This window comes from Duffyella gerundensis, from assembly GCF_001517405.1.
GTDB lineage: Bacteria > Pseudomonadota > Gammaproteobacteria > Enterobacterales > Enterobacteriaceae > Duffyella > Duffyella gerundensis.
Window position 1 is genome coordinate 893,892 of the sequence record NZ_LN907827.1, and the last position, 20,985, is coordinate 914,876.

18 protein-coding genes are annotated in these 20,985 nt (G+C 53.4%); 14 read left to right on the forward strand and 4 right to left on the reverse strand.

The genetic code is table 11. The annotated features are described in order from the left end of the window. Positions 1 to 112: 112 nt before the first annotated feature. Complete coding sequence (gene degP, locus EM595_RS03975) at positions 113 to 1,546, forward strand: serine endoprotease DegP (protein ID WP_067428086.1); 1,434 nt, start codon at positions 113 to 115, stop codon at positions 1,544 to 1,546. A gap of 166 nt (positions 1,547 to 1,712) precedes the next feature. Next, the gene (locus tag EM595_RS03980; RefSeq protein ID WP_067428088.1) at positions 1,713 to 2,870 is read left to right on the forward strand and encodes a CdaR family transcriptional regulator; all 1,158 of its coding nucleotides are present in this window, start codon (positions 1,713 to 1,715) and stop codon (positions 2,868 to 2,870) included. A gap of 60 nt (positions 2,871 to 2,930) precedes the next feature. Here the strand turns inward: EM595_RS03980 and EM595_RS03985 are convergent, their stop codons facing one another. The 4 genes from EM595_RS03985 to map all read right to left on the reverse strand — a co-directional run bounded on the left by EM595_RS03985 (position 2,931) and on the right by map (position 8,019). Then, positions 2,931 to 3,323 (reverse strand): DUF3461 family protein, encoded by a 393-nt coding sequence (locus EM595_RS03985; protein WP_067428090.1) that lies wholly within the window; start codon positions 3,321 to 3,323, stop codon positions 2,931 to 2,933. 270 nt (positions 3,324 to 3,593) lie between these two features. Next, positions 3,594 to 4,418 carry a 2,3,4,5-tetrahydropyridine-2,6-dicarboxylate N-succinyltransferase gene (gene dapD / locus EM595_RS03990; protein WP_067428092.1) on the reverse strand — a complete coding sequence of 275 codons (825 nt, stop codon included), beginning with the start codon at positions 4,416 to 4,418 and terminating at the stop codon, positions 3,594 to 3,596. Between the two features lie 85 nt (positions 4,419 to 4,503). Further along, complete coding sequence (gene glnD / locus EM595_RS03995; protein ID WP_067428094.1) at positions 4,504 to 7,158, reverse strand: bifunctional uridylyltransferase/uridylyl-removing protein GlnD; 2,655 nt, start codon at positions 7,156 to 7,158, stop codon at positions 4,504 to 4,506. Positions 7,159 to 7,224: 66 nt separating this feature from the next. After that, on the reverse strand, positions 7,225 to 8,019 hold the full coding sequence (gene map, locus EM595_RS04000) for a type I methionyl aminopeptidase (protein WP_067428096.1): 795 nt from the start codon (positions 8,017 to 8,019) through the stop codon (positions 7,225 to 7,227). Positions 8,020 to 8,328: 309 nt separating this feature from the next. On the opposite strand from map, the gene rpsB reads away from it, so the two are divergent. The 12 genes from rpsB to fabZ all read left to right on the forward strand — a co-directional run bounded on the left by rpsB (position 8,329) and on the right by fabZ (position 20,984). Then, entirely contained in the window at positions 8,329 to 9,054 is a 726-nt protein-coding gene (gene rpsB / locus EM595_RS04010; RefSeq protein WP_067428100.1) for a 30S ribosomal protein S2, read from the forward strand. A 192-nt stretch (positions 9,055 to 9,246) separates the two neighbouring features. Beyond that, a complete protein-coding gene (gene tsf, locus EM595_RS04015) occupies positions 9,247 to 10,095 on the forward strand; it encodes a translation elongation factor Ts (protein ID WP_067428101.1) in 849 nt (282 codons plus the stop codon). Positions 10,096 to 10,248: 153 nt separating this feature from the next. Further along, positions 10,249 to 10,974 (forward strand): UMP kinase, encoded by a 726-nt coding sequence (pyrH, locus tag EM595_RS04020; protein WP_067428103.1) that lies wholly within the window; start codon positions 10,249 to 10,251, stop codon positions 10,972 to 10,974. Positions 10,975 to 11,117: 143 nt separating this feature from the next. Then, the gene (gene frr / locus EM595_RS04025; RefSeq protein ID WP_067435135.1) at positions 11,118 to 11,675 is read left to right on the forward strand and encodes a ribosome recycling factor; all 558 of its coding nucleotides are present in this window, start codon (positions 11,118 to 11,120) and stop codon (positions 11,673 to 11,675) included. A gap of 140 nt (positions 11,676 to 11,815) precedes the next feature. Continuing rightward, a complete protein-coding gene (ispC, locus tag EM595_RS04030) occupies positions 11,816 to 13,012 on the forward strand; it encodes a 1-deoxy-D-xylulose-5-phosphate reductoisomerase (RefSeq protein WP_067428105.1) in 1,197 nt (398 codons plus the stop codon). Positions 13,013 to 13,190: 178 nt separating this feature from the next. Next, positions 13,191 to 13,943 carry a (2E,6E)-farnesyl-diphosphate-specific ditrans,polycis-undecaprenyl-diphosphate synthase gene (gene ispU, locus EM595_RS04035; RefSeq protein ID WP_067428107.1) on the forward strand — a complete coding sequence of 251 codons (753 nt, stop codon included), beginning with the start codon at positions 13,191 to 13,193 and terminating at the stop codon, positions 13,941 to 13,943. 18 nt (positions 13,944 to 13,961) lie between these two features. Continuing rightward, positions 13,962 to 14,819: a phosphatidate cytidylyltransferase gene (gene cdsA / locus EM595_RS04040; RefSeq protein ID WP_067428109.1), complete on the forward strand. Its 858-nt coding sequence runs from the start codon at positions 13,962 to 13,964 to the stop codon at positions 14,817 to 14,819. A gap of 13 nt (positions 14,820 to 14,832) precedes the next feature. Then, complete coding sequence (gene rseP, locus EM595_RS04045; RefSeq protein WP_067428111.1) at positions 14,833 to 16,182, forward strand: sigma E protease regulator RseP; 1,350 nt, start codon at positions 14,833 to 14,835, stop codon at positions 16,180 to 16,182. Positions 16,183 to 16,233: 51 nt separating this feature from the next. Next, a complete protein-coding gene (bamA, locus tag EM595_RS04050) occupies positions 16,234 to 18,639 on the forward strand; it encodes an outer membrane protein assembly factor BamA (RefSeq protein WP_067428112.1) in 2,406 nt (801 codons plus the stop codon). A gap of 111 nt (positions 18,640 to 18,750) precedes the next feature. Then, a complete protein-coding gene (skp, locus tag EM595_RS04055) occupies positions 18,751 to 19,248 on the forward strand; it encodes a molecular chaperone Skp (RefSeq protein ID WP_067428113.1) in 498 nt (165 codons plus the stop codon). A gap of 3 nt (positions 19,249 to 19,251) precedes the next feature. Beyond that, the gene (gene lpxD, locus EM595_RS04060; protein WP_067428114.1) at positions 19,252 to 20,274 is read left to right on the forward strand and encodes a UDP-3-O-(3-hydroxymyristoyl)glucosamine N-acyltransferase; all 1,023 of its coding nucleotides are present in this window, start codon (positions 19,252 to 19,254) and stop codon (positions 20,272 to 20,274) included. A gap of 254 nt (positions 20,275 to 20,528) precedes the next feature. Continuing rightward, positions 20,529 to 20,984 carry a 3-hydroxyacyl-ACP dehydratase FabZ gene (gene fabZ / locus EM595_RS04065; RefSeq protein WP_067428115.1) on the forward strand — a complete coding sequence of 152 codons (456 nt, stop codon included), beginning with the start codon at positions 20,529 to 20,531 and terminating at the stop codon, positions 20,982 to 20,984. Position 20,985: the final 1 nt, after the last annotated feature.

Genomic DNA, 20,985 nt, shown 5'->3' on the forward strand with positions numbered 1-20,985 from the left:
TAAACTTTTACCTTTACCCAACACTTCCTCATGAACTTCGCGGTAAAAAATATATCTCATTTCACGACCACAGCAATGGTCTGGGCTTAAGTTCAAATACGAGAAAAAACCAATGAAAAAACGCACCTTAACATTAAGCGCGCTGGCCCTCAGTATGGGGCTGGCACTGAGTCCGATCGGCGTGATGGCGGCTGAAACCGCATCCTCTTCCAGCCAGCAGCTGCCAAGCCTGGCACCGATGCTGGAGAAAGTGATGCCGTCGGTGGTCAGCATCAACGTGGAAGGCAGTACCACGGTAAAAACGCCGCGCTTGCCGCAGCAGTTCCAGCAGTTCTTTGGCGATAATTCCCCTTTCTGCCAGGATGGCTCACCTTTCCAGCAGTCGCCGGTTTGTCAGGGTAACGGCGCGCCGGGCGGCGGTGGTGAAGCGCAGCAGGAGAAATTCCGTGCGCTGGGCTCGGGCGTAGTGATCAACGCCGAAAAAGGCTATGTGGTAACCAACAATCACGTGGTGGATAACGCGACCTCAATCAAAGTTCAGCTCAGCGATGGCCGGAAATATGATGCCAAGGTCATTGGTAAAGATCCGCGCTCCGATATCGCCCTGATTCAGCTAAAGGATGCTAAAAACCTCACCGCGATCAAGCTGGCCGATTCTGACGCGCTACGCGTAGGCGATTACACCGTTGCGATTGGTAACCCTTACGGCTTGGGTGAAACGGTGACCTCGGGCATCGTCTCTGCGTTGGGCCGCAGCGGCCTTAACGTTGAAAACTATGAAAACTTTATTCAGACCGATGCTGCCATTAACCGCGGCAACTCGGGCGGCGCGCTGGTCAACCTCAACGGTGAGCTGATCGGCATTAATACCGCGATTCTGGCGCCAGACGGCGGCAATATCGGTATCGGCTTTGCTATTCCGGCCAATATGGTGAAAAACCTCACCGCGCAGATGGTGGAATTTGGTCAGGTGAAGCGTGGCGAACTGGGCATTCTGGGCACCGAGCTCAATTCTGAGCTGGCGAAAGCGATGAAAGTGGATGCGCAGCGCGGCGCCTTTGTCAGTCAGGTACTGCCGCAATCCTCCGCGGCGAAGGCGGGCGTAAAAGCGGGCGATGTGATCGTGTCACTGAACAAGAAGCCGATCTCCAGCTTCGCAGCGCTGCGGGCCGAAGTAGGTTCACTGCCGGTAGGGACCAAAATGGAGCTGGGCCTGTTGCGCGATGGCAAACCGGTCACGGTTAACATTGAGTTGCAGCAAAGCACGCAGGACAAGGTGGCCTCAGCCACCATTTACACTGGCATCGAAGGCGCCGACCTGAGTAATATTGAGGCTAACGGCCAGAAAGGCGTGCGTGTCGATGCGGTGAAACCTGGCTCAGCGGCCGCGCGCATCGGCCTGAAAAAAGATGACGTCATTCTGGGCGTTAATCAGCAGCCGGTTACCAATCTTGGCGAGCTGCGCAAAATCCTCGATGGCAAACCGTCGGTGCTGGCGCTGAACATTCAGCGCGGCGATACCCGCCTCTATTTGCTGATGCAGTAATCGTTACATCCCGCAACCGGAGCGCAGGCTCCGGTTTTTTTTGCTCTGCAGAATGTGATAATCCCCGCAAATCTTTCAGCCCGCTTGTGGCTCTGTGCAAATGCACAATGTCGCCCGGACCTGGCACGCGTATGCTAACTAACCCCATGCGCTACAGGAGTAATTGATGGCCACTTACCATCTCGATGCCCGGCTTGCCCAGGAAATTGTCGCCCGCACCATGAAGATTATTGACAGCAATGTCAACGTCATGGACGCGCGTGGCCGGATTATCGGCAGCGGCGATCGGGAGCGCATTGGTGAATTGCACGAAGGTGCGCTGCTGGCGCTGTCACAGGCGCGGGTCGTGGATATCGATGATGCCGTGGCTAAACACCTTCACGGCGTGCGGCCCGGCATCAACCTGCCGTTACGCATTGATGGCGATATCGTTGGCGTGATTGGATTAACTGGCGATCCGGCAACGCTGCGTCATTATGGTGAACTGGTCTGCATGACCGCCGAGATGATGCTGGAACAGGCGCGGCTGCTGCATATGCTGGCGCAGGACAGTCGGCTGCGCGAAGAGCTGGTGCTGAATCTAATCCGCAGCGATACGCTGTCGCCCGCGCTGATTGAATGGGCACAGCGCCTGGGTATCGATCTCAACCAGCCGCGCGTGGTGGCGGTGGTGGAAGTGGACAGCGGCCAGTTGGGCGTTGACAGCGCGATGTCCGAATTGCAGCAGCTGCAAACGCTGCTGACCACGCCGGAGCGCGACAACCTGATCGCCATCGTTTCTCTGACCGAAATGGTGGTGCTGAAGCCTGCGTTGAATGCGCATGGCCGTTACGATCAGGACGAGCATCGTCGGCGGGTGGATCAGCTGCTGTTGCGTATGAAGGAGAGTGGGCATCTGCGCATGCGTATTGCGCTGGGGAACTATTTCACCGGACCGGGCAGCATTGCGCGTTCTTATCGCACCGCGCGTACCACGCTAATGGTGGGTAAACAGCGTATGCCTGACAGCCGCAGCTATTTTTATCAGGATCTGGTGCTGCCAGTGTTGCTCGACAGCCTGCGCGGCGGCTGGCAGGCCAACGAGCTTTCACGGCCGCTGGCCAGGCTCAAAAGCATGGACAGCAATGGCTTATTGCGACGCACGCTGGTGGCCTGGTTTAGCCACAATGTGCAGCCGTCGCTGACCGCCAAGGCGCTGTTTATTCATCGCAATACGCTGGAATATCGGCTTAACCGTATTTCTGAACTTACCGGGCTCGATCTGAGCAGCTTTGACGATCGTCTTTTGCTGTATGTAGCGCTGCAGCTGGATGAGCAGGCGTAAGACCGCCTGAAAAAAGAAAAGGCCAGCATTCGCTGGCCCTGTGAAACGGTATAAAGCAAATTAACGGCCGTTGCGCGTTAACTTCTCCAGATCCGATTCGATTTCCGCAATTTTATGCGCTACAACGCTTTCCAGATGATGCAGGTCATCAAGGATTTTACGTTTCAGATCGACTTCAACCTGATCGCGCTGGCAGATTTGATCAAGTTCATCAATCACGTAGCGAAGATTAGGGCTGATTTCCTGCACTTCTTTGTAGCCCTGGCCGATGTTATCCGCAACTACGGTTTTACGCTGGCGTGGATATTTAAACTTCACGCTCTTGGCAAAAAATTCGCCTTTATCTTTGCGGAAGTAGATCTTCAGAATGTCGTTGTTCGCTTCCTGACGCAGGCTATAGCGGTCAATATCATCAGGTTTGCTAATGCCAAGACCTTTCAAATTGTCGTACATAGTGGTTAATTCCTTCGAGGATGTCATATCAATGTCGGTTCGGCTACGCTGCGGGAATGGCAGAAGTGCTGCCATGCTGCATGCTCGTCCCGCTCTCAGGAGTATAAATAAAACAGTCGGAAAGGGCGGATGAGCATCTGGCGCGTTATCTGGCGCGGATTATGAACTGATTGAAAAGTAAACGCACCTGTTGATTCGTGAGGAGAATCAGGTTTTTATTCAGGAACTGTAAAGAAAATTTTACGGGCCAGCGATGTGGCCCGCAGAAGATCAATCAATGGTACGTAATAATTCGTTGATGCCCACTTTGCCGCGGGTTTTTGCGTCAACTTTCTTCACGATGACCGCACAGTAGAGGCTGTAGCTGCCATCTTTAGAAGGCAAGTTACCCGATACCACCACCGATCCCGCCGGTACACGGCCGTAATGCACTTCACCGGTTTCGCGGTCATAGATTTTGGTGCTCTGGCCGATGTAAACGCCCATGGAAATCACCGCACCTTCTTCAACGATCACCCCTTCAACAATCTCAGAGCGGGCGCCAATAAAGCAGTTATCTTCGATAATGGTCGGGTTTGCCTGCAACGGCTCCAGTACGCCGCCGATGCCTACGCCGCCGGAAAGGTGAACGTTCTTACCGATCTGTGCACAGGAGCCCACGGTTGCCCAGGTATCCACCATAGAGCCTTCATCAACGTAGGCACCGATGTTGACGTAAGAGGGCATCAGCACGGTGTTGCGCGCGATATAGGCGCCCTGGCGAACTGCCGCCGGCGGCACCACGCGGAAACCCTCTTTTTTGAAGCGCGCATCATCATAGTCAGCAAACTTCATCGGCACTTTGTCAAAATAACGGCTTTCTGCGCCATCAATGACCTGATTGTCGTTAATGCGGAAAGAGAGCAATACCGCTTTTTTCAGCCACTGATGAGTGACCCACTCACCCGCAATTTTTTCGGCTACGCGCAGGGCGCCGCTGTCGAGCAGGGCAATCACCTGGCTGACGGCGTCGCGCGTTGCGGCGTCGGCGTTAGCAGGGGTGATGTCGGCACGGCGCTCAAAGGCCGCTTCAATAACGCTTTTTAACTGTTCCATGATGCCTTTCCTGATTCTGTCTGTTCACCGCGTTAACCGGACAACGCGTCCGGGCGATGAGAATGAAAATAAAAACCGATAAAGGTCACACTTTATCGTTTGGATTAAGGGCGTCTGTCAACCGTTGTTGCAACAGTTCGCATAATTCAGCATCAAGGGCGCGCCTTTCGCTGTTGGCCAGAATAAACAGGTCTTCAACGCGTTCACCAATGGTGCTGATGCGGGCGCCATGCAGTGAGACGTTGAGATCGGCAAACACTTCTCCCACCTGTGCCAGCAGGCCGGGCTGATCGAGCGCGATCAGTTCAAGGTAAGTGCGGCGATCGGTGTGCGTCGGCAGAAAATTGACTTCGGTATCCACGCTGAAGTGCTTTAACCGCGGCGACGGTCGTCGGGTGCGCGGCGTCACCCACTCTGTCTGCGTGATCGCCTGCTCAAGCGCGTGGCTGATCATGACGTGGCGGTCGGATGCCAATGGACTGCCGTCTGGCTCAAGCACGATAAAGGTATCCATCGCCATGCCATCGCGGCTGGTAAAAATCTGCGCGTCATGGACGCTGAGATTGCGGCGATCGAGCTCGCCTGCCACCGTGGCGAAGAGATAAGGACGGTCCGGGCTCCAGATAAAGATTTCTGTGCCGCCGCGCGTCGCCTGCGGGCTAAGCAGCACCAGCGGCTTGCTGAGATCGTGCGGCATCAAATGACGCGCGTGCCAGGCGAGCTGATTAGGCGTATGCCGCAGGAAATAGTCTGCCCGGCAGCGATTCCAGATCTGGTGCAGCCGCTGCTCGTCGATGTTATCCATACGCAACAGCGCCAGCGCTTGCAGCCGGTGATGGCGCACGCGCTCCCGCAAATCGGGGCTGTTTTCCATGCCGCGCCGCAGCTGTTTTTCCGTAGCAAAAAACAGTTCGCGCAACAGGCTTTGCTTCCAGCTGTTCCATAGCGTTTCGTTGGTGGCGCAAATATCGGCCACCGTCAGACAGACCAGATAACGCAGTCGGTTTTCGTTCTGCATCACTTCAGCAAACTGCTGAATTACGGTGGGATCCTGGATATCACGCCGCTGGGCGGTGACCGACATCAACAGGTGATGGCGTACCAGCCAGGCAACCAGCTGGGTTTCTCGCGAGTTAAGACCGTGCAGCTCGGCAAACTCCAGTGCATCCTGCGCGCCAAGAATCGAGTGATCGCCGCCGCGCCCCTTGGCGATGTCGTGAAACAGCGCCGCCATCAGCATCAGTTCCAGCTGAGGCAGACGCGGCCATAGCTCGACGCAGAGCGGATGGCGCGAGCGCGTGCTTTCATCAGCAAAGCTTTCCAGCTTTTGCAGCACGCGAATGGTGTGTTCATCAACGGTATAGGCGTGAAACAGGTCAAACTGCATCTGGCCAACAATGTTGCTCCACTGCGGCATATAGGCCCATAACACACTGTGGCGATGCATTGGCACCAGCGCGCGGCTTACCGCGCCGGGATGGCGCAGGATAGACATAAACAACTGGCGCGCCTGAGGAATATGACACAGCGGCTGCTTGAGATGGCGACGGGCATAGCGCAGATGGCGCAGCGTGGTGGAGTAAATACCTTCTATTTGCGGATTGCGCACCATGACATAGAACATGCGCAGGATCGCGGCGGGCTCCTGTTCAAACAGCGTGGCGTCGCGCAGATCGATGAGGTTGCCGCGCAGCTGAAAATAGTCGTCGATATGGCGCGGCTTTTCAGTGGTATCGATAGCCAGAATCGCCTCATCAAACAGCTGCAGCAGCATCTGATTTAGTTCGCCGATTTTGCGCGTAACGCGGTAAAAATCCTTCATCATCCGTTCAACCGGCTCGTTGCCTTCGCCCTGATAATTCAGGCGCTGAGCAACGTTCAGCTGGCGATCAAACAGCAGGCGATTGTCATAACGCGTTAGCGTTAAATGCAACGCAAAGCGGATGCGCCATAAAAACGTCTGGCACTCGTTCAACTCGTTACGTTCGGCTTCGGTGAGAAAACCAAAGCCAACCATCTCACTGAGTGAGGTGGCGCCAAAATGCCGCCGTGCCACCCAAAGCAGCGTATGGATATCGCGTAATCCGCCGGGGCTGCTTTTGATGTCGGGTTCAAGGTTGTAGCTGGTACCGTGATAGCGTTTATGGCGCTCGACCTGTTCATCGATTTTAGCGGCGAAAAAATGCGCTGATGGCCAGAAACCATCGCTGAAAACGTTGCGCTGCAGCTCAAGAAACAGCGTGACGTCTCCGGCCAGCATGCGCGATTCGATCAGATTGGTGGCGACGGTGAGATCAGACAAACCCTCGAGCAGGCACTCTTCCAGCGTACGTACGCTGTGGCCCACTTCCAGTTTAAGATCCCACAGCAGGGTGAGCAGCTCGCTGGTGCGCTGCGCAGCTGTTTCGGACAGCGTTTGTCGGCTGAGAATCAGCACGTCGATATCGGACAGCGGATGCAATTCAGCACGTCCGTAACCGCCTACCGCCACCAGCGCAACGTCGCTGAGCGCTTCAAAACCATAGAAACGCCACAGGCGGCGCAGCAGCCGATCGACGTAGAGCGTGCGCGCATCAATCAATGAAGAGACAGGCACACCGCCATCGAAAGCGGTGGCCAGATGCTGCTGGAAAATGTCGAGCTGCTGCTTGATCTGCTCGCGCGTTAACGCCTCGTCCGGCCATTCTCCGGGCGACTGTTTCAGCCCGGCCTGAACGCTTTCATTTACGCTGTTACTCATCCGTCCCCCTTTTCAGCGGCCATAAAAAAGCCGGCATGCGCCGGCTTTGTCTTCTTGCTATGCGTTTTACTCTTCGTTAACCAGAACGGCAGGGAGAGTCTCATCTTTACGCAGCGTTAAAATTTCACAGCCGTTTTCTGTGACCACAATAGTATGCTCATATTGTGCCGACAAGCTGCGATCTTTGGTTTTTACCGTCCAACCATCTTTCATGGTGCGAATGCGATAATCACCGGCGTTGACCATCGGTTCAACGGTAAAGGTCATGCCCGGCTGCAGCACCACGCCGCCGTCATCGGCATCATAATGCAGGACCTGCGGCTCTTCGTGGAACCCTTTGCCGATGCCGTGCCCGCAATATTCACGCACCACGGAAAAATTTTGTGCTTCAACGAACTTCTGGATCTCACGGCCCAGCGTGCGCAGACGCACGCCTGGCTTAACCTGGCGAAGCGCCAGATAAAGGCTCTCTTGTGTAATGCGACACAGGCGTTCACCCAGAATGGTCGGCTTGCCTGCGATGAACATCTTCGAGGTATCGCCGTGATACTCATCTTTGATCACAGTGACGTCGATGTTAACGATGTCGCCATCTTTCAACACGCGATCGTCGCTGGGAATGCCGTGGCAGACGACTTCATTAATGGAGATGCACACCGATTTAGGAAAACCGTGATAGCCGAGGCTGGCTGATACGGCTTTCTGTTCGTTAACAATGTGGTCGTTACAGATGCGATCCAGTTCGGCGGTGGTGATGCCGGGCTTAACGTGGGGCTCAATCATTTCCAGCACTTCGGCGGCCAGGCGACCGGCAACGCGCATTTTTTCGATTTCGTCAGGGGTCTTAATTGAAATTGCCATTCATTTTGTCCGCTGCTGCCGAAAAAATCGGCGATAATAAGGTCAGTGGCGTCATGTTAGCAGCCCGTCCGGATGCTGCCAAATGCAGATTAAACCGGACGTCTCCGCGCAACATTTATTGGCGCCGCGATGCGCAATATGGTATAAAGCGCGCCGACGATTCTTTGTGCATCTTGCAGAGAAACGCATAACTCTCATTATGTGTAATAAAACACACATGTATCGACACATGTGCCGGGGTGCTTCGAAAGAGGTCGGTTGCATGGGATACATGGAGGCTCAACCCCAAACATTCATTCAGAGGTAATCATGGCAACTGTTTCCATGCGCGATATGCTTAAGGCCGGTGTTCACTTTGGTCACCAGACCCGTTACTGGAACCCGAAAATGAAGCCATTCATCTTCGGTGCGCGTAACAAAGTTCACATCATCAACCTTGAGCAGACTGTACCAATGTTCAACGACGCGTTGACTGAACTGCACAAAATCTCTGCCCGTAAAGGCAAGATTCTGTTCGTTGGTACCAAGCGCGCTGCAAGCGAAGCTATCAAAGAATCTGCACTGAGCTGCGACCAGTTCTTCGTAAACCACCGCTGGTTAGGTGGCATGCTGACTAACTGGAAAACCGTTCGCCAGTCAATCAAGCGTCTGAAAGATCTGGAAGGGCAATCTCAGGATGGCACTTTCGAGAAGCTGACCAAAAAAGAAGCACTGATGCGTACCCGTGAACTGGCCAAGCTGGAAAACAGCCTGGGCGGTATCAAAGACATGGGCGGCCTGCCAGATGCGCTGTTTGTGATCGATGCCGATCATGAACACATTGCTATCAAAGAAGCTAACAACCTGGGTATCCCGGTATTCGCTATCGTTGATACCAACTCTGATCCAGACGGTGTTGATTACGTTATCCCTGGTAACGACGATGCAATCCGTGCTGTAAGCCTGTACCTGACTGCTGTAGCGACTACCGTTCGCGAAGGCCGTTCACAGGATCTGGCTGAACAAGCTGAAGACGCGCCTGTAGAAAACGCGTAATAAGGTTTGCTCTGTAATAAGAGCCCTTAAAGATCAGATGTTTTTCTGTAAGGGGCCGAAGCTGGCCCCTTTATTTTTAAAGGCTGCTGCGCATGACATCACGTCAGGCGGGGCAGAAAACTCCTGCGAAGAATGCTGTTTACCCTGGCTTATGCCGGATTAAACACGCCACAGCTAACCGAGGAATAGAGAATGGCTGATATTACTGCTGCTCTGGTAAAAGAACTGCGCGAGCGTACTGGCGCTGGCATGATGGACTGCAAAAAAGCGCTGACTGAAGCAAACGGCGACATTGAGCTGGCTATCGAAAACATGCGTAAGTCTGGCGCAATCAAAGCGGCCAAAAAAGCTGGCAACGTTGCGGCTGACGGCGTGATCAAAACCAAAATCGCTGGCGATTACGCGGTGATTCTGGAAGTAAACTGCCAGACCGACTTCGTAGCAAAAGATGGTGGTTTCCAGGCGTTTGCTGACAAAGTTCTGGACGCTGCGGCGGCCGATCGCGTGAGCGATGTTGAAGTGCTGAAAGCGCAATTCGAAGAAGAGCGCGTGGCGCTGGTTGCTAAAATCGGTGAGAACATCAACATCCGTCGCGTGGCTATCCTGGAAGGTCAGGAACTGGGCAGCTACCTGCACGGCGCACGTATCGGTGTGCTGGTGTCGGCGAAAGGCGCTAACGAAGAGCTGATCAAGCAGATAGCTATGCACGTTGCCGCCAGCAAGCCTGAGTTTGTTAAGCCTGAAGATGTGTCTGCTGAAGTGGTTGATAAAGAATACCAGGTTCAGCTGGACATCGCGATGCAGTCTGGCAAGCCAAAAGAGATCGCTGAGAAGATGGTTGAAGGCCGCATGAAGAAATTCACCGGCGAAGTTTCTCTGACCGGTCAGGCATTCGTGATCGATCCGAGCAAAACCGTTGGCCAGGCGCTGAAAGAGCAGGGCGCTGACGTCATCAACTTCATCCGCTTTGAAGTGGGCGAAGGCATCGAGAAAGTCGAAACCGACTTCGCAGCAGAAGTTGCGGCGATGTCCAAGCAGTAATTGCACGACAAGAACCGCCTCCTGGCGGTTCTTTTTTATCTGCGTCAGGCAGACCTTTTTCAGTTTCATCCCAATAGTAATCCACGCCCACTAAGCGGATGATAGATCAGATTTAACTCTTCCAATCTCACGTTATCTTCCAGGAAAATGATCATGGCGACCAATGCAAAACCTGTTTATCAACGCATCCTGCTAAAATTGAGCGGCGAAGCTCTGCAAGGTGCCGAAGGCTTCGGTATCGATGCCAGCGTACTGGACCGTATGGCCCAGGAAATTAAAGAGCTGGTCGAGCTGGGCATTCAGGTGGGTGTAGTCATTGGTGGCGGAAACCTGTTCCGCGGCGCCGGGCTGGCAAAAGCGGGCATGAACCGTGTAGTTGGCGACCATATGGGCATGCTGGCAACGGTTATGAACGGCCTGGCTATGCGTGATGCGTTGCATCGTGCCTATGTGAATGCGCGTCTGATGTCAGCAATTCCACTGAATGGCGTATGCGACAACTACAGCTGGGCAGAGGCGATTAGCCTGCTGCGTAATGACCGTGTGGTGATTTTCTCCGCCGGTACCGGTAACCCATTCTTTACCACCGATTCTGCTGCCTGCCTGCGCGGTATCGAAATTGAAGCCGACGTGGTGCTGAAAGCGACCAAGGTTGATGGCGTTTATTCTGCCGATCCGGTTAGCGATCCGACCGCGACGCTGCATGATCAGTTGAGCTACCAGGATGTGCTGGAACGTGAATTAAAAGTGATGGATTTGGCCGCCTTTACCCTGGCGCGCGACCATTCTCTGCCGATTCGCGTCTTCAACATGAACAAACCTGGCGCGCTGCGTCGAGTGGTCATGGGCGAAAAAGAGGGCACGCTGATTACGCATTAATACGCGTCAGCGCATAAAATAGAGTATATTCTGTCAGCGCGCCGCAAAACAGTGCGCGCAATATTCAGGATGCAGCACCGATTTTCGACCCAATCTTGCGTCAGGCAGGATTGGCTGGTCAAACAGAATCCAAAGGTTTTATCGTGATTAATGACATCAAAAAAGACGCTGAAACACGCATGGAAAAATGCGTTGATGCGTTCAAAAACAATATCAGCAAAGTGCGCACTGGCCGCGCTTCACCTGCCATTCTTGATGGCATTGTGGTGGAATACTATGGTACGCCAACCCCGCTGCGTCAGCTGGCTAACGTCACCGTAGAAGACTCCCGCACGCTGAAAATCAACGTATTCGATCGTTCACTCAGCCAGGCGGTTGAGAAGGCGATCATGACCTCCGATCTTGGCCTGAATCCAAGCTCAGCCGGTACCGATATTCGTGTGCCGCTGCCTGCGCTGACGGAAGAGCGCCGTAAAGATCTGATCAAAATTGTTCGTGGCGAAGCTGAGCAGGGTCGTGTATCCGTGCGCAACGTTCGTCGTGATGCCAATGAAAAACTCAAAGCTCTGCTGAAAGATAAAGAAGTCAGCGAAGACGAAGAGCGCCGCGCGCAGGAAGAGGTTCAGAAAATGACCGACGCCAGCATTAAAAAAGTCGACGCGGCTCTGGCTGATAAAGAAACGGAGCTGATGGAGTTCTGATTCCATCATTTCGCGATTAAAACGCCGTACAGAGAGGTTTCCTTCGGGAATGCGTTATCTGGCGGCGTTTTGCATTCTGCCTATTTTGCGCGGCCTTTCTCAGCGCCGCGCCTGACTTAACGACGCACACCGGGCACTCTATGAAGCATTTAACCATCCTTGGCTCCACTGGCTCAATTGGCACCAGCACGCTGGCGGTAGTCGCCGCTAATCCTGAACTTTATCAAGTGACCGCTTTAGTTGCGGGTAAAAACGTCGCTGTTATGACGGAACAATGTCAGCAGTTTCGCCCCCGTTACGTCGCGATGGCTGACGAAAGCGCGGCCACTGCGTTGCGTGAACGACTGAGAGCATTAAACTTGCAGGTCGAAGTGCTCTCCGGCGTTCAGGCTGCCTGCGAACTGGCGGCGCTGGATGAGGTCGATCAGGTGATGGCCGCTATCGTCGGCGCATCAGGTCTAATGCCGACGCTGGCTGCTATTCGCGCCGGTAAAACGGTGTTGCTGGCAAATAAAGAGTCGCTGGTGACCTGCGGCCGTTTATTTATGGAGTCTGTGAAGCAGCATGGCGCGCAGTTATTGCCGGTCGATAGCGAGCATAACGCCATTTTTCAGAGTTTGCCCGCTACCATCCAGCACCAGTTAGGTTACGCTGACCTGGAGAATAATGGCATTGATTCTATTATTCTGACTGGATCTGGTGGCCCATTCAGAAACACACCGCTGAACGATCTGCGCGACGTTACGCCCGATCAGGCTTGTGCTCATCCGAACTGGTCAATGGGGCGAAAAATCTCCGTTGATTCGGCCACCATGATGAATAAAGGTTTGGAATACATTGAAGCGCGATGGCTGTTCAACGCCACTGACGCGCAGATGGAAGTGATTTTGCACCCGCAATCAGTGATTCACTCCATGGTGCGCTACTGTGATGGCAGCGTGCTGGCGCAGCTGGGTTCGCCTGACATGCGCACGCCGATTGCGCATGTGATGGCCTGGCCGCAGCGTATCGCTTCGGGCGTGACGCCGCTGGATTTTACCCGCATGCGCGACCTGAGCTTTGCTGAGCCCGATTTTGCACGTTATCCCTGCCTGAAACTGGCAATCGATGCGTGTAAGCAAGGGCAGGCGGCCACCACGACGCTGAACGCAGCGAACGAAGTGGCCGTCGCGGCCTTCCTGGAGCAGCAGATTCGCTTTGTCGATATTGCTGCGCTAAACCAGTCAGTGCTTGCTTCGCTGGCGTTAAGTGAGCCAGACAGCATCGAGGCTGTGGTCGCTATCGATCATCAGGCTCGCCTGACCGCGCGCGAGTTACTGCCCCGTTTCGCCCGTTAGTCACAACGCGAGATTTGCGCTGGCGCCATTTGTTCGCCTGTAGCGAAAATGGTATAGTCGCCAGCTTGCGTTTGACGGCTTTGGGCGTCAGAACGGTTGCACAAATGCAACGCTGAAGCCGCTCGTACAATGTATTCAGAAACGGCACTCTTTCTGAACAAAGGAATTACTACGCGTTATGTCGTCCGAAAATCAAATAATAACTGATGACCTGCACGAGTCTGGCCCACGTCATGTGGCCATAATCATGGATGGCAACGGTCGTTGGGCTAAAAATCAGGGCAAGTTACGCATTTCTGGTCATAAAGCGGGAGTGAAATCGGTGCGTCGTGCCGTAAGCTTCGCGGTCAGTAACAAGCTGGAAGCGCTCACGCTTTATGCCTTCAGTAGTGAAAACTGGAACCGCCCAACGGCGGAAGTCACTGCGCTAATGGAACTGTTTGTCTGGGCACTGGATAGTGAAGTGAAAAGCCTGCACAAGCACAATGTTCGTCTGCGCGTGATTGGCGACACCAGCCGTTTTAATGCGCGTATTCAGGAGCGTATCCGTCGCTCTGAGGAACTTACTCAACAAAATAATGGACTCACGCTCAACATTGCCGCGAATTATGGCGGACGTTGGGATATCATCCATGGAGTGCAACAACTGGCAGCGCAGGTTCAGGAAGGACTACTTCGTCCTGATCAGATCACTGAGGAAAGTCTCAGTAGCCGCCTGGCGCTTCACGATTTGACACCCGTGGATTTGGTAATAAGGACCGGGGGAGAACATCGAATCAGTAACTTCCTGCTATGGCAGATTGCCTACGCAGAATTCTATTTTACTGATGTTCTTTGGCCTGATTTTGATGAACAAGTTTTTGAAGGTGCAATGAATGCTTTCTCTCTCCGGGAGCGCCGTTTTGGCGGCGCAGCACCTGGCGGCGCCTGAGCGCCCTGGGGGTAACTTTTGCTGAAGTCTCGTCTTCTCACTGCATTTATCCTGATTCCACTGGTGATCGCCGCGCTGTTTTGGCTGCCACCGGTTGGCTTTGCGATGACGACGTTGGCAATTTGTATGTTGGCCGCCTGGGAATGGGGTCAGTTTGCAGGTTTCGCTTCTGCCTCGCAGCGCATCTGGATGGCGTTGCTTTGCGGTTTGCTGCTGGTGCTGATGATGTTCAGCCTGCCAGCCTACCAACATTCCGTTCATCTGCCACAAATTGCCGGTTCTCTGTGGGCTGCGCTCGCCTGGTGGTGTGGCGCACTTCTGTTGGTCCTCTCCTATCCTGTTTCTGCAAAATTCTGGCGCGATTCCCGGCCTGCGCGCGTGATTTTTGGCGTACTCACCATCGTACCTTTTTTCTGGGGTATGGTGGCGTTACGGCAATATCATTACGAAACCGATAGCTTTGCTGGCGCATGGTGGCTGCTCTACGTGCTGTTGCTGGTGTGGGGCGCTGATTCGGGGGCTTACATGTTTGGGCGCCTGTTCGGCAAGCACAAACTGGCACCTAAAGTTTCACCGGGCAAAACCTGGGAAGGCTTTTTTGGCGGCCTGCTGACATCGGCTATCATCGCTGGCCTGTTTGGCCTGCTGGCACCGTTGAACATTACCGTCAGCGCACTGTTGGCGTGCTCAATTGTTGCCGCGCTGGCCTCGGTGCTGGGCGATCTGACCGAAAGTATGTTCAAGCGTGAAGCAGGCATCAAGGATAGCGGTCACTGGATTCCGGGACACGGTGGAATTTTGGATCGAATTGACAGCCTGACTGCTGCCGTGCCGGTGTTTGCCTGCCTGCTGCTGTTGGTGTTTGGCACGCTGTGAGGATGTCTGAACTATGTTAAGCATTCTCTGGAGCCTGGCCGCATTTATCATCGCGCTGGGAATATTGATTACTGTGCACGAGTTTGGCCACTTTTGGGTGGCCAGGCGTTGTGGCGTCAAGGTTGAACGCTTTTCCGTTGGTTTCGGTAAAGCGTTATGGCGACGCCGCGACAAGCAGGGCACAGAATACGTTGTCGCACTCATTCCACTCGGCGGCTACGTCAAAATGCTCGATGAACGCGTTGAGAGCGTGCCACCCGAGCTGCGTCATCAGGCCTTCAACAATAAAACGGTTGCTCAACGTGCAGCCATTATTGCCGCCGGTCCCATCGCTAACTTTATTTTTGCCGTCTTTGCTTACTGGCTGGTTTTCATGCACGGCGTGCCGGGCGTTAAGCCGGTCACCGGTGAAATTGTGCCGGACTCCGTCGCTGCAGTAGCGCAAATTTCGCCAGGAATGGAACTTAAGACGGTAGACGGTATCGAAACGCCTGATTGGGATGCAGTGCGCATGGCGCTGGTCGGTAAAATTGGCGACAGTGAAACCACCTTTGGCCTTGCGCCGTTTGGTTCCGATCGAGTGGTTGAGAAACGTCTTGATTTAAGCCACTGGCAGTTTGAGCCGGACAAGCAAGATCCCGTGGTGTCGTTGGGCATTTACCCGCACGGGCCGGAAATAAAGACGGTATTAGCGGAAGTGCAGGCGGGTTCACCCGCCAGCGATGCCGGTTTGCAAGCAGGCGACAGGATCGTTAAAGTCGATGGTCGGCAAATCGAGCGTTGGCAGAATTTTGCCGCAACCGTACGCGATAATCCCGGTAAAACGGTGGTAGTGGAAGTTGAGCGTCAGGGCGCAATCAAAACCGTTTCGCTGACTCCACAGCCAAAAAAAGGTAATCAGGCGGAAGGCTACGTTGGGGTTATCCCACAGGTTCAGCCGCTGGCAGACGAATACAAAACGGTACGCCAGTATGGTCCGTTAACCGCTATCGGCGAGGCTGGAGTAAAAACCTGGCAGTTGATGAAGTTAACCGTGGGCATGCTGGGCAAACTGATAACCGGTGAGGTTAAGCTGAACAACCTGAGTGGGCCGATTTCCATTGCTCAGGGTGCAGGAATGTCAGCAGAATACGGGATTATTTATTATCTGATGTTCCTCGCGTTGATTAGCGTCAACCTTGGCATTATCAACCTTTTCCCGTTACCGGTATTAGATGGTGGGCATCTGCTTTTCCTGGCGATCGAAAAGATCAAAGGTGGACCGGTGTCTGAGCGAGTTCAGGACTTCAGTTATCGCATTGGCTCAGTTTTGCTGGTGATGTTAATGGGGCTTGCACTTTTCAATGATTTCTCTCGTCTGTGATGCCGGAATGCAATCAGGCTTGAGATAGGTTAGGAAGAACGCATAACAACGATGGCGATGAAAAAGTTGCTCATAGCGTCGCTGCTGTTTAGCAGCGCCACCGTATACGGTGCAGACGGGTTCGTAGTGAAGGACATTCATTTCGAAGGGCTGCAGCGGGTCGCCGTCGGGGCGGCTCTGCTGAGCATGCCGGTTCGTGTTGGAGATACAGTATCCGATGAGGATATCAGTAATACCATCCGTTCTCTGTTTGCCACTGGAAACTTCGAAAACGTTCAGGCTTTGCGCGATGGCAATACGCTTATCGTGCAGGTTAAGGAACGTCCAAACATTGCCAGCATCACTTTTTCCGGTAACAAAGCGGTTAAAGACGATCAGCTGAAGCAGAACCTTGAAGCCTCAGGCGTGCGCGTAGGCGAAGCGCTGGATCGCACCACGATCTCCTCAATTGAAAAAGGGCTCGAAGACTTCTACTACAGCGTAGGTAAATACACCGCCAGCGTGAAAGCCGTGGTAACACCACTGCCGCGTAACCGCGTGGATCTCAAGCTGGTCTTCACCGAAGGTGTCTCAGCTAAGATTCAGCAGATTAACGTGGTCGGTAATAAAGCTTTTAGCTCTGATGAGCTGATCTCCCGTTTCCAGCTGCGTGATGAAGTGCCGTGGTGGAACCTGGTCGGCGATCGCAAATATCAGAAGCAAAAGCTGGCGGGCGACCTTGAAACCCTGCGCAGTTTCTATCTTGATCGCGGTTACGCCCGCTTTAACATCGATTCGACTCAGGTCAGCCTGACGCCGGATAAAAAAGGCATCTATGTCACCATCAATATTCACGAAGGCGATCAGTACAAGCTTTCTGGTGTAGTGGTTAACGGTAGCATGGCCGGTCACTCAGCTGAGATCGAGCAGTTGACCAAGGTCGAGCCAGGTGAACTCTATAACGGTGCGAAAGTTACCCGCATGGAAGACGACATCAAGAAACTGTTGGGTCGTTACGGTTACGCCTATCCGCGTGTGGTTACCCAGTCTGATATTGATGACGCGGGCAAAACGGTTAAATTGCGTATCAGCGTAGATGCGGGTAACCGTTATTACGTGCGCAAGGTGCGTTTTGAGGGCAATGACACCTCGAAAGATTCCGTGCTGCGCCGCGAAATGCGTCAGATGGAAGGTGCCTGGTTAGGCAGCGACCTGGTTGAGCAGGGCAAAGAGCGTCTGAACCGTACCGGCTATTTTGAAACGGTAGATACCGATACGCAGCGCGTACCGGGTTCGCCAGATCAGGTTGATGTGGTCTACAAAGTTAAGGAGCGTAACACCGGCACCTTTAACTTTGGCGTAGGCTACGGCACCGAAAGCGGCGTCAGCTTCCAGGTTGGCGTAACCCAGGATAACTGGCTGGGCACCGGTAACACGGTGGGTATCAGCGGTACCAAAAACGACTACCAAACCTACGCTGAATTCTCATTGACCGATCCTTACTTTACGGTTGATGGCGTTAGCCTCGGCGGTCGTGTGTTCTATAACGACTTTAAAGCAGACGATGCAGATCTTTCTGACTACACCAACAAAAGTTACGGTGTGGACGGCACGTTAGGCTTCCCGGTTAACGAAAATAATACCCTGCGCGTCGGCCTTGGCTATGTGCATAACGACCTTTCCAACATGCAACCGCAGGTTGCGATGTGGCGTTATCTGGACTCAGTGGGTGAACATCAGGCAGAAACCAAAGATGGCGATTATGCGGCTGATGATTTCACCTTCAACTACGGTTGGACGTACAACAACCTGGACCGCGGATTCTTCCCAACGCAGGGCAACCGTACCAACCTGAACGGTAAAGTCACCATTCCGGGCTCGGATAACAGCTTCTATAAAGTGACGCTGGATACGCAACAGTACGTACCGCTTAATCAGGATAAAACCTGGGTAATGCTGGGACGCGGACGTGTGGGTTACGGCGATGGACTGAGCGGCAAAGAGATGCCGTTCTATGAGAACTTCTATGCTGGTGGCTCAAGCACCGTGCGTGGCTTCCGGTCCAACAACATCGGTCCGAAAGCGGCTTATTTCAACGATGGTTCATCAACCTGTTCAGGCAGTAACCGACTGTGTGACTCGAATGATGCGGTGGGCGGTAACGCCATGGCAGTTGCCAGCCTTGAGCTGATCACACCGACACCTTTCCTGAGTGAGAAATACGCTAACTCAGTGCGCACGTCGGTGTTTATCGACAGCGGCACCGTGTGGGATACCAACTGGGAAAACACCACGGATACACGTACAGCCGGGATTCCTGACTACAGCGATCCCGCCAATATCCGTGTTTCCAGCGGTATCGCACTGCAGTGGATGTCGCCGCTTGGTCCGCTGGTGTTCTCGTATGCCCAGCCGCTGAAAAAGTATGATGGAGACAAAGCAGAGCAGTTCCAATTTAACATTGGTAAAACTTGGTAATGCGCTGCGCACGGATGCGCTGATAACGAGTACTGCACTGATGTCCGGCAACTCGCCGGCTTCAGGCAAATCTGTGTCAAAGACACAAACGTTGATGGTAAGGAGTTTATAGTGAAAAAGTTGTTGTGTGCCGCAGGTCTGAGTGTTGCATTAGCGGTTTCCGCCGGTGCTCAGGCTGCTGATAAAATTGCAGTGGTAAACGTGTCCAGCATTTTCCAACAGTTACCGCAACGTGCCACTGTTGCCAAGCAGCTGGAGAATGAATTCAAAGGTCGTGCAACTGAGCTGCAGACCCAGGAGCGCGATCTGCAAACCAAAATGCAGCGTCTGCAGCGCGACGGTTCAACCATGAAGGCCAGCGAACGTAGCCGCATGGAAAAGGACATCATGACTCAGCGTGAAGCATTCTCTTCAAAAGCACAGGCTTTTGAGCAGGACAATCGCCGTCGTCAGATGGAAGAGCGTAATAAAATCCTGAGCCGTATTCAGGATGCTGTGAAGAAAGTTGCCAGCGATGAAGGCTATGACGTTGTCGTCGATGCCAACGCTGTTGCTTACGCAAGCAGCTCAAAAGATATTACCGCTGATGTTCTGAAGCAGGTTAAATAACAGATGCCTTCAATTCGACTGGCTGATTTAGCCCAGCAGTTGGATGCAGAATTGCATGGAGATGGCGATATCGTCATCTCCGGCATTGCTTCTATGCAATCCGCAAAAACTGACCACATTACTTTCCTCGCTAACAGCCGCTACCGTGAGCAGCTCGCCAGCTGTCAGGCCTCCGCTGTGGTGCTGACGGAAGCGGATCTGGAATGGTGCAAGAGTGCCGCTCTGATCGTCAAAGATCCCTATCTGACCTATGCGCGTATGGCGCAACTGCTGGATACTACGCCGCAACCCGCCAGCAATATTGCCCCAAGTGCTGTTATCGATCCCACTGCAACCCTGGGTGAAAATGTAGCGATTGGTGCCAACGCGGTTATCGAATCTGATGTTGTACTCGGTGATAACGTAGTCATTGGTGCTGGCTGCTTTGTGGGTAAGAAAACCCGCATTGGCGCGCATTCCCGCCTGTGGGCCAACGTGACGGTATACCATGAGATTGAAATCGGTGAGCGCTGCTTGATTCAGTCCGGCACGGTGATCGGTGCTGATGGCTTCGGTTATGCCAACGATCGTGGCAACTGGGTGAAGATTCCTCAGCTTGGCGCGGTGATCATCGGTGATCGTGTTGAAATTGGCGCCTGTACCACAATTGACCGTGGCGCGCTGGATGACACCCGCATTGGCAACGGTGTGATTATTGATAATCAGTGTCAGATTGCACATAACGTCATGATTGGCGACAATACGGCAGTTGCAGGTGGTGTGATCATGGCCGGTAGTCTGAAGATTGGCCGTTATTGTATGATTGGTGGCGCAAGTGTGATCAACGGTCACATGGAAATTTGCGACAAGGTCACCGTTACCGGTATGGGAATGGTGATGAGACCAATCACGGAACCTGGGGTATACTCTTCGGGCATTCCGCTACAACCGAATAAAACCTGGCGTAAAACTGCAGCGCTGGTGATGAACATCGATGAAATAAGCAAACGCCTGAAAACCATCGAACGTAAGGTCAACAAAGACTAACCGGTACGCTCCGGAACAGGCGCACAGATGCACGGAATGCCTTGAGGCGGTGAACGCTTACAGGCAACACCGTGCTTTTTGCATCGTTCAGATTGCACCGGATACGACAATCATCATCAACTGCCCGGCTTTCATAATTAAAACATGCTAAGCAGGGAAGCCAGACACACTGATTTGCGGCCTGCTAAGGATCATTTGGTCTGTGCAGGCCGTGTTATTAATGCCATCAGAATTTTTAGGACAGGAAGAGTATTTTGACTACTGAAACTCATACTCTGAAAATTGAAGAGATTTTAGAACTGCTGCCGCACCGTTACCCGTTTCTGCTGGTCGACCGCGTTCTTGAGTTTGAAGAGCATAAATTTTTACGCGCTGTAAAAAACGTATCTGTAAATGAACCGTTTTTCCAGGGGCACTTCCCTGGTAAACCGATTTTTCCGGGCGTCCTGATTCTGGAAGCAATGGCACAGGCCACCGGCATTCTGGCGTTTAAAAGCGTGGGCAAACTGGAACCAGGCGAACTTTACTATTTCGCCGGTATCGATGAAGCACGCTTTAAACGTCCGGTTGTGCCTGGCGACCAGATGATCATGGAAGTCACTTTCGAAAAAACCCGTCGTGGGCTGACGCGCTTTAAAGGCGTGGCAACCGTTGATGGCAAAATTGTCTGTGAAGCTACCATGATGTGCGCCCGCAGCCGGGAGTCTTAAT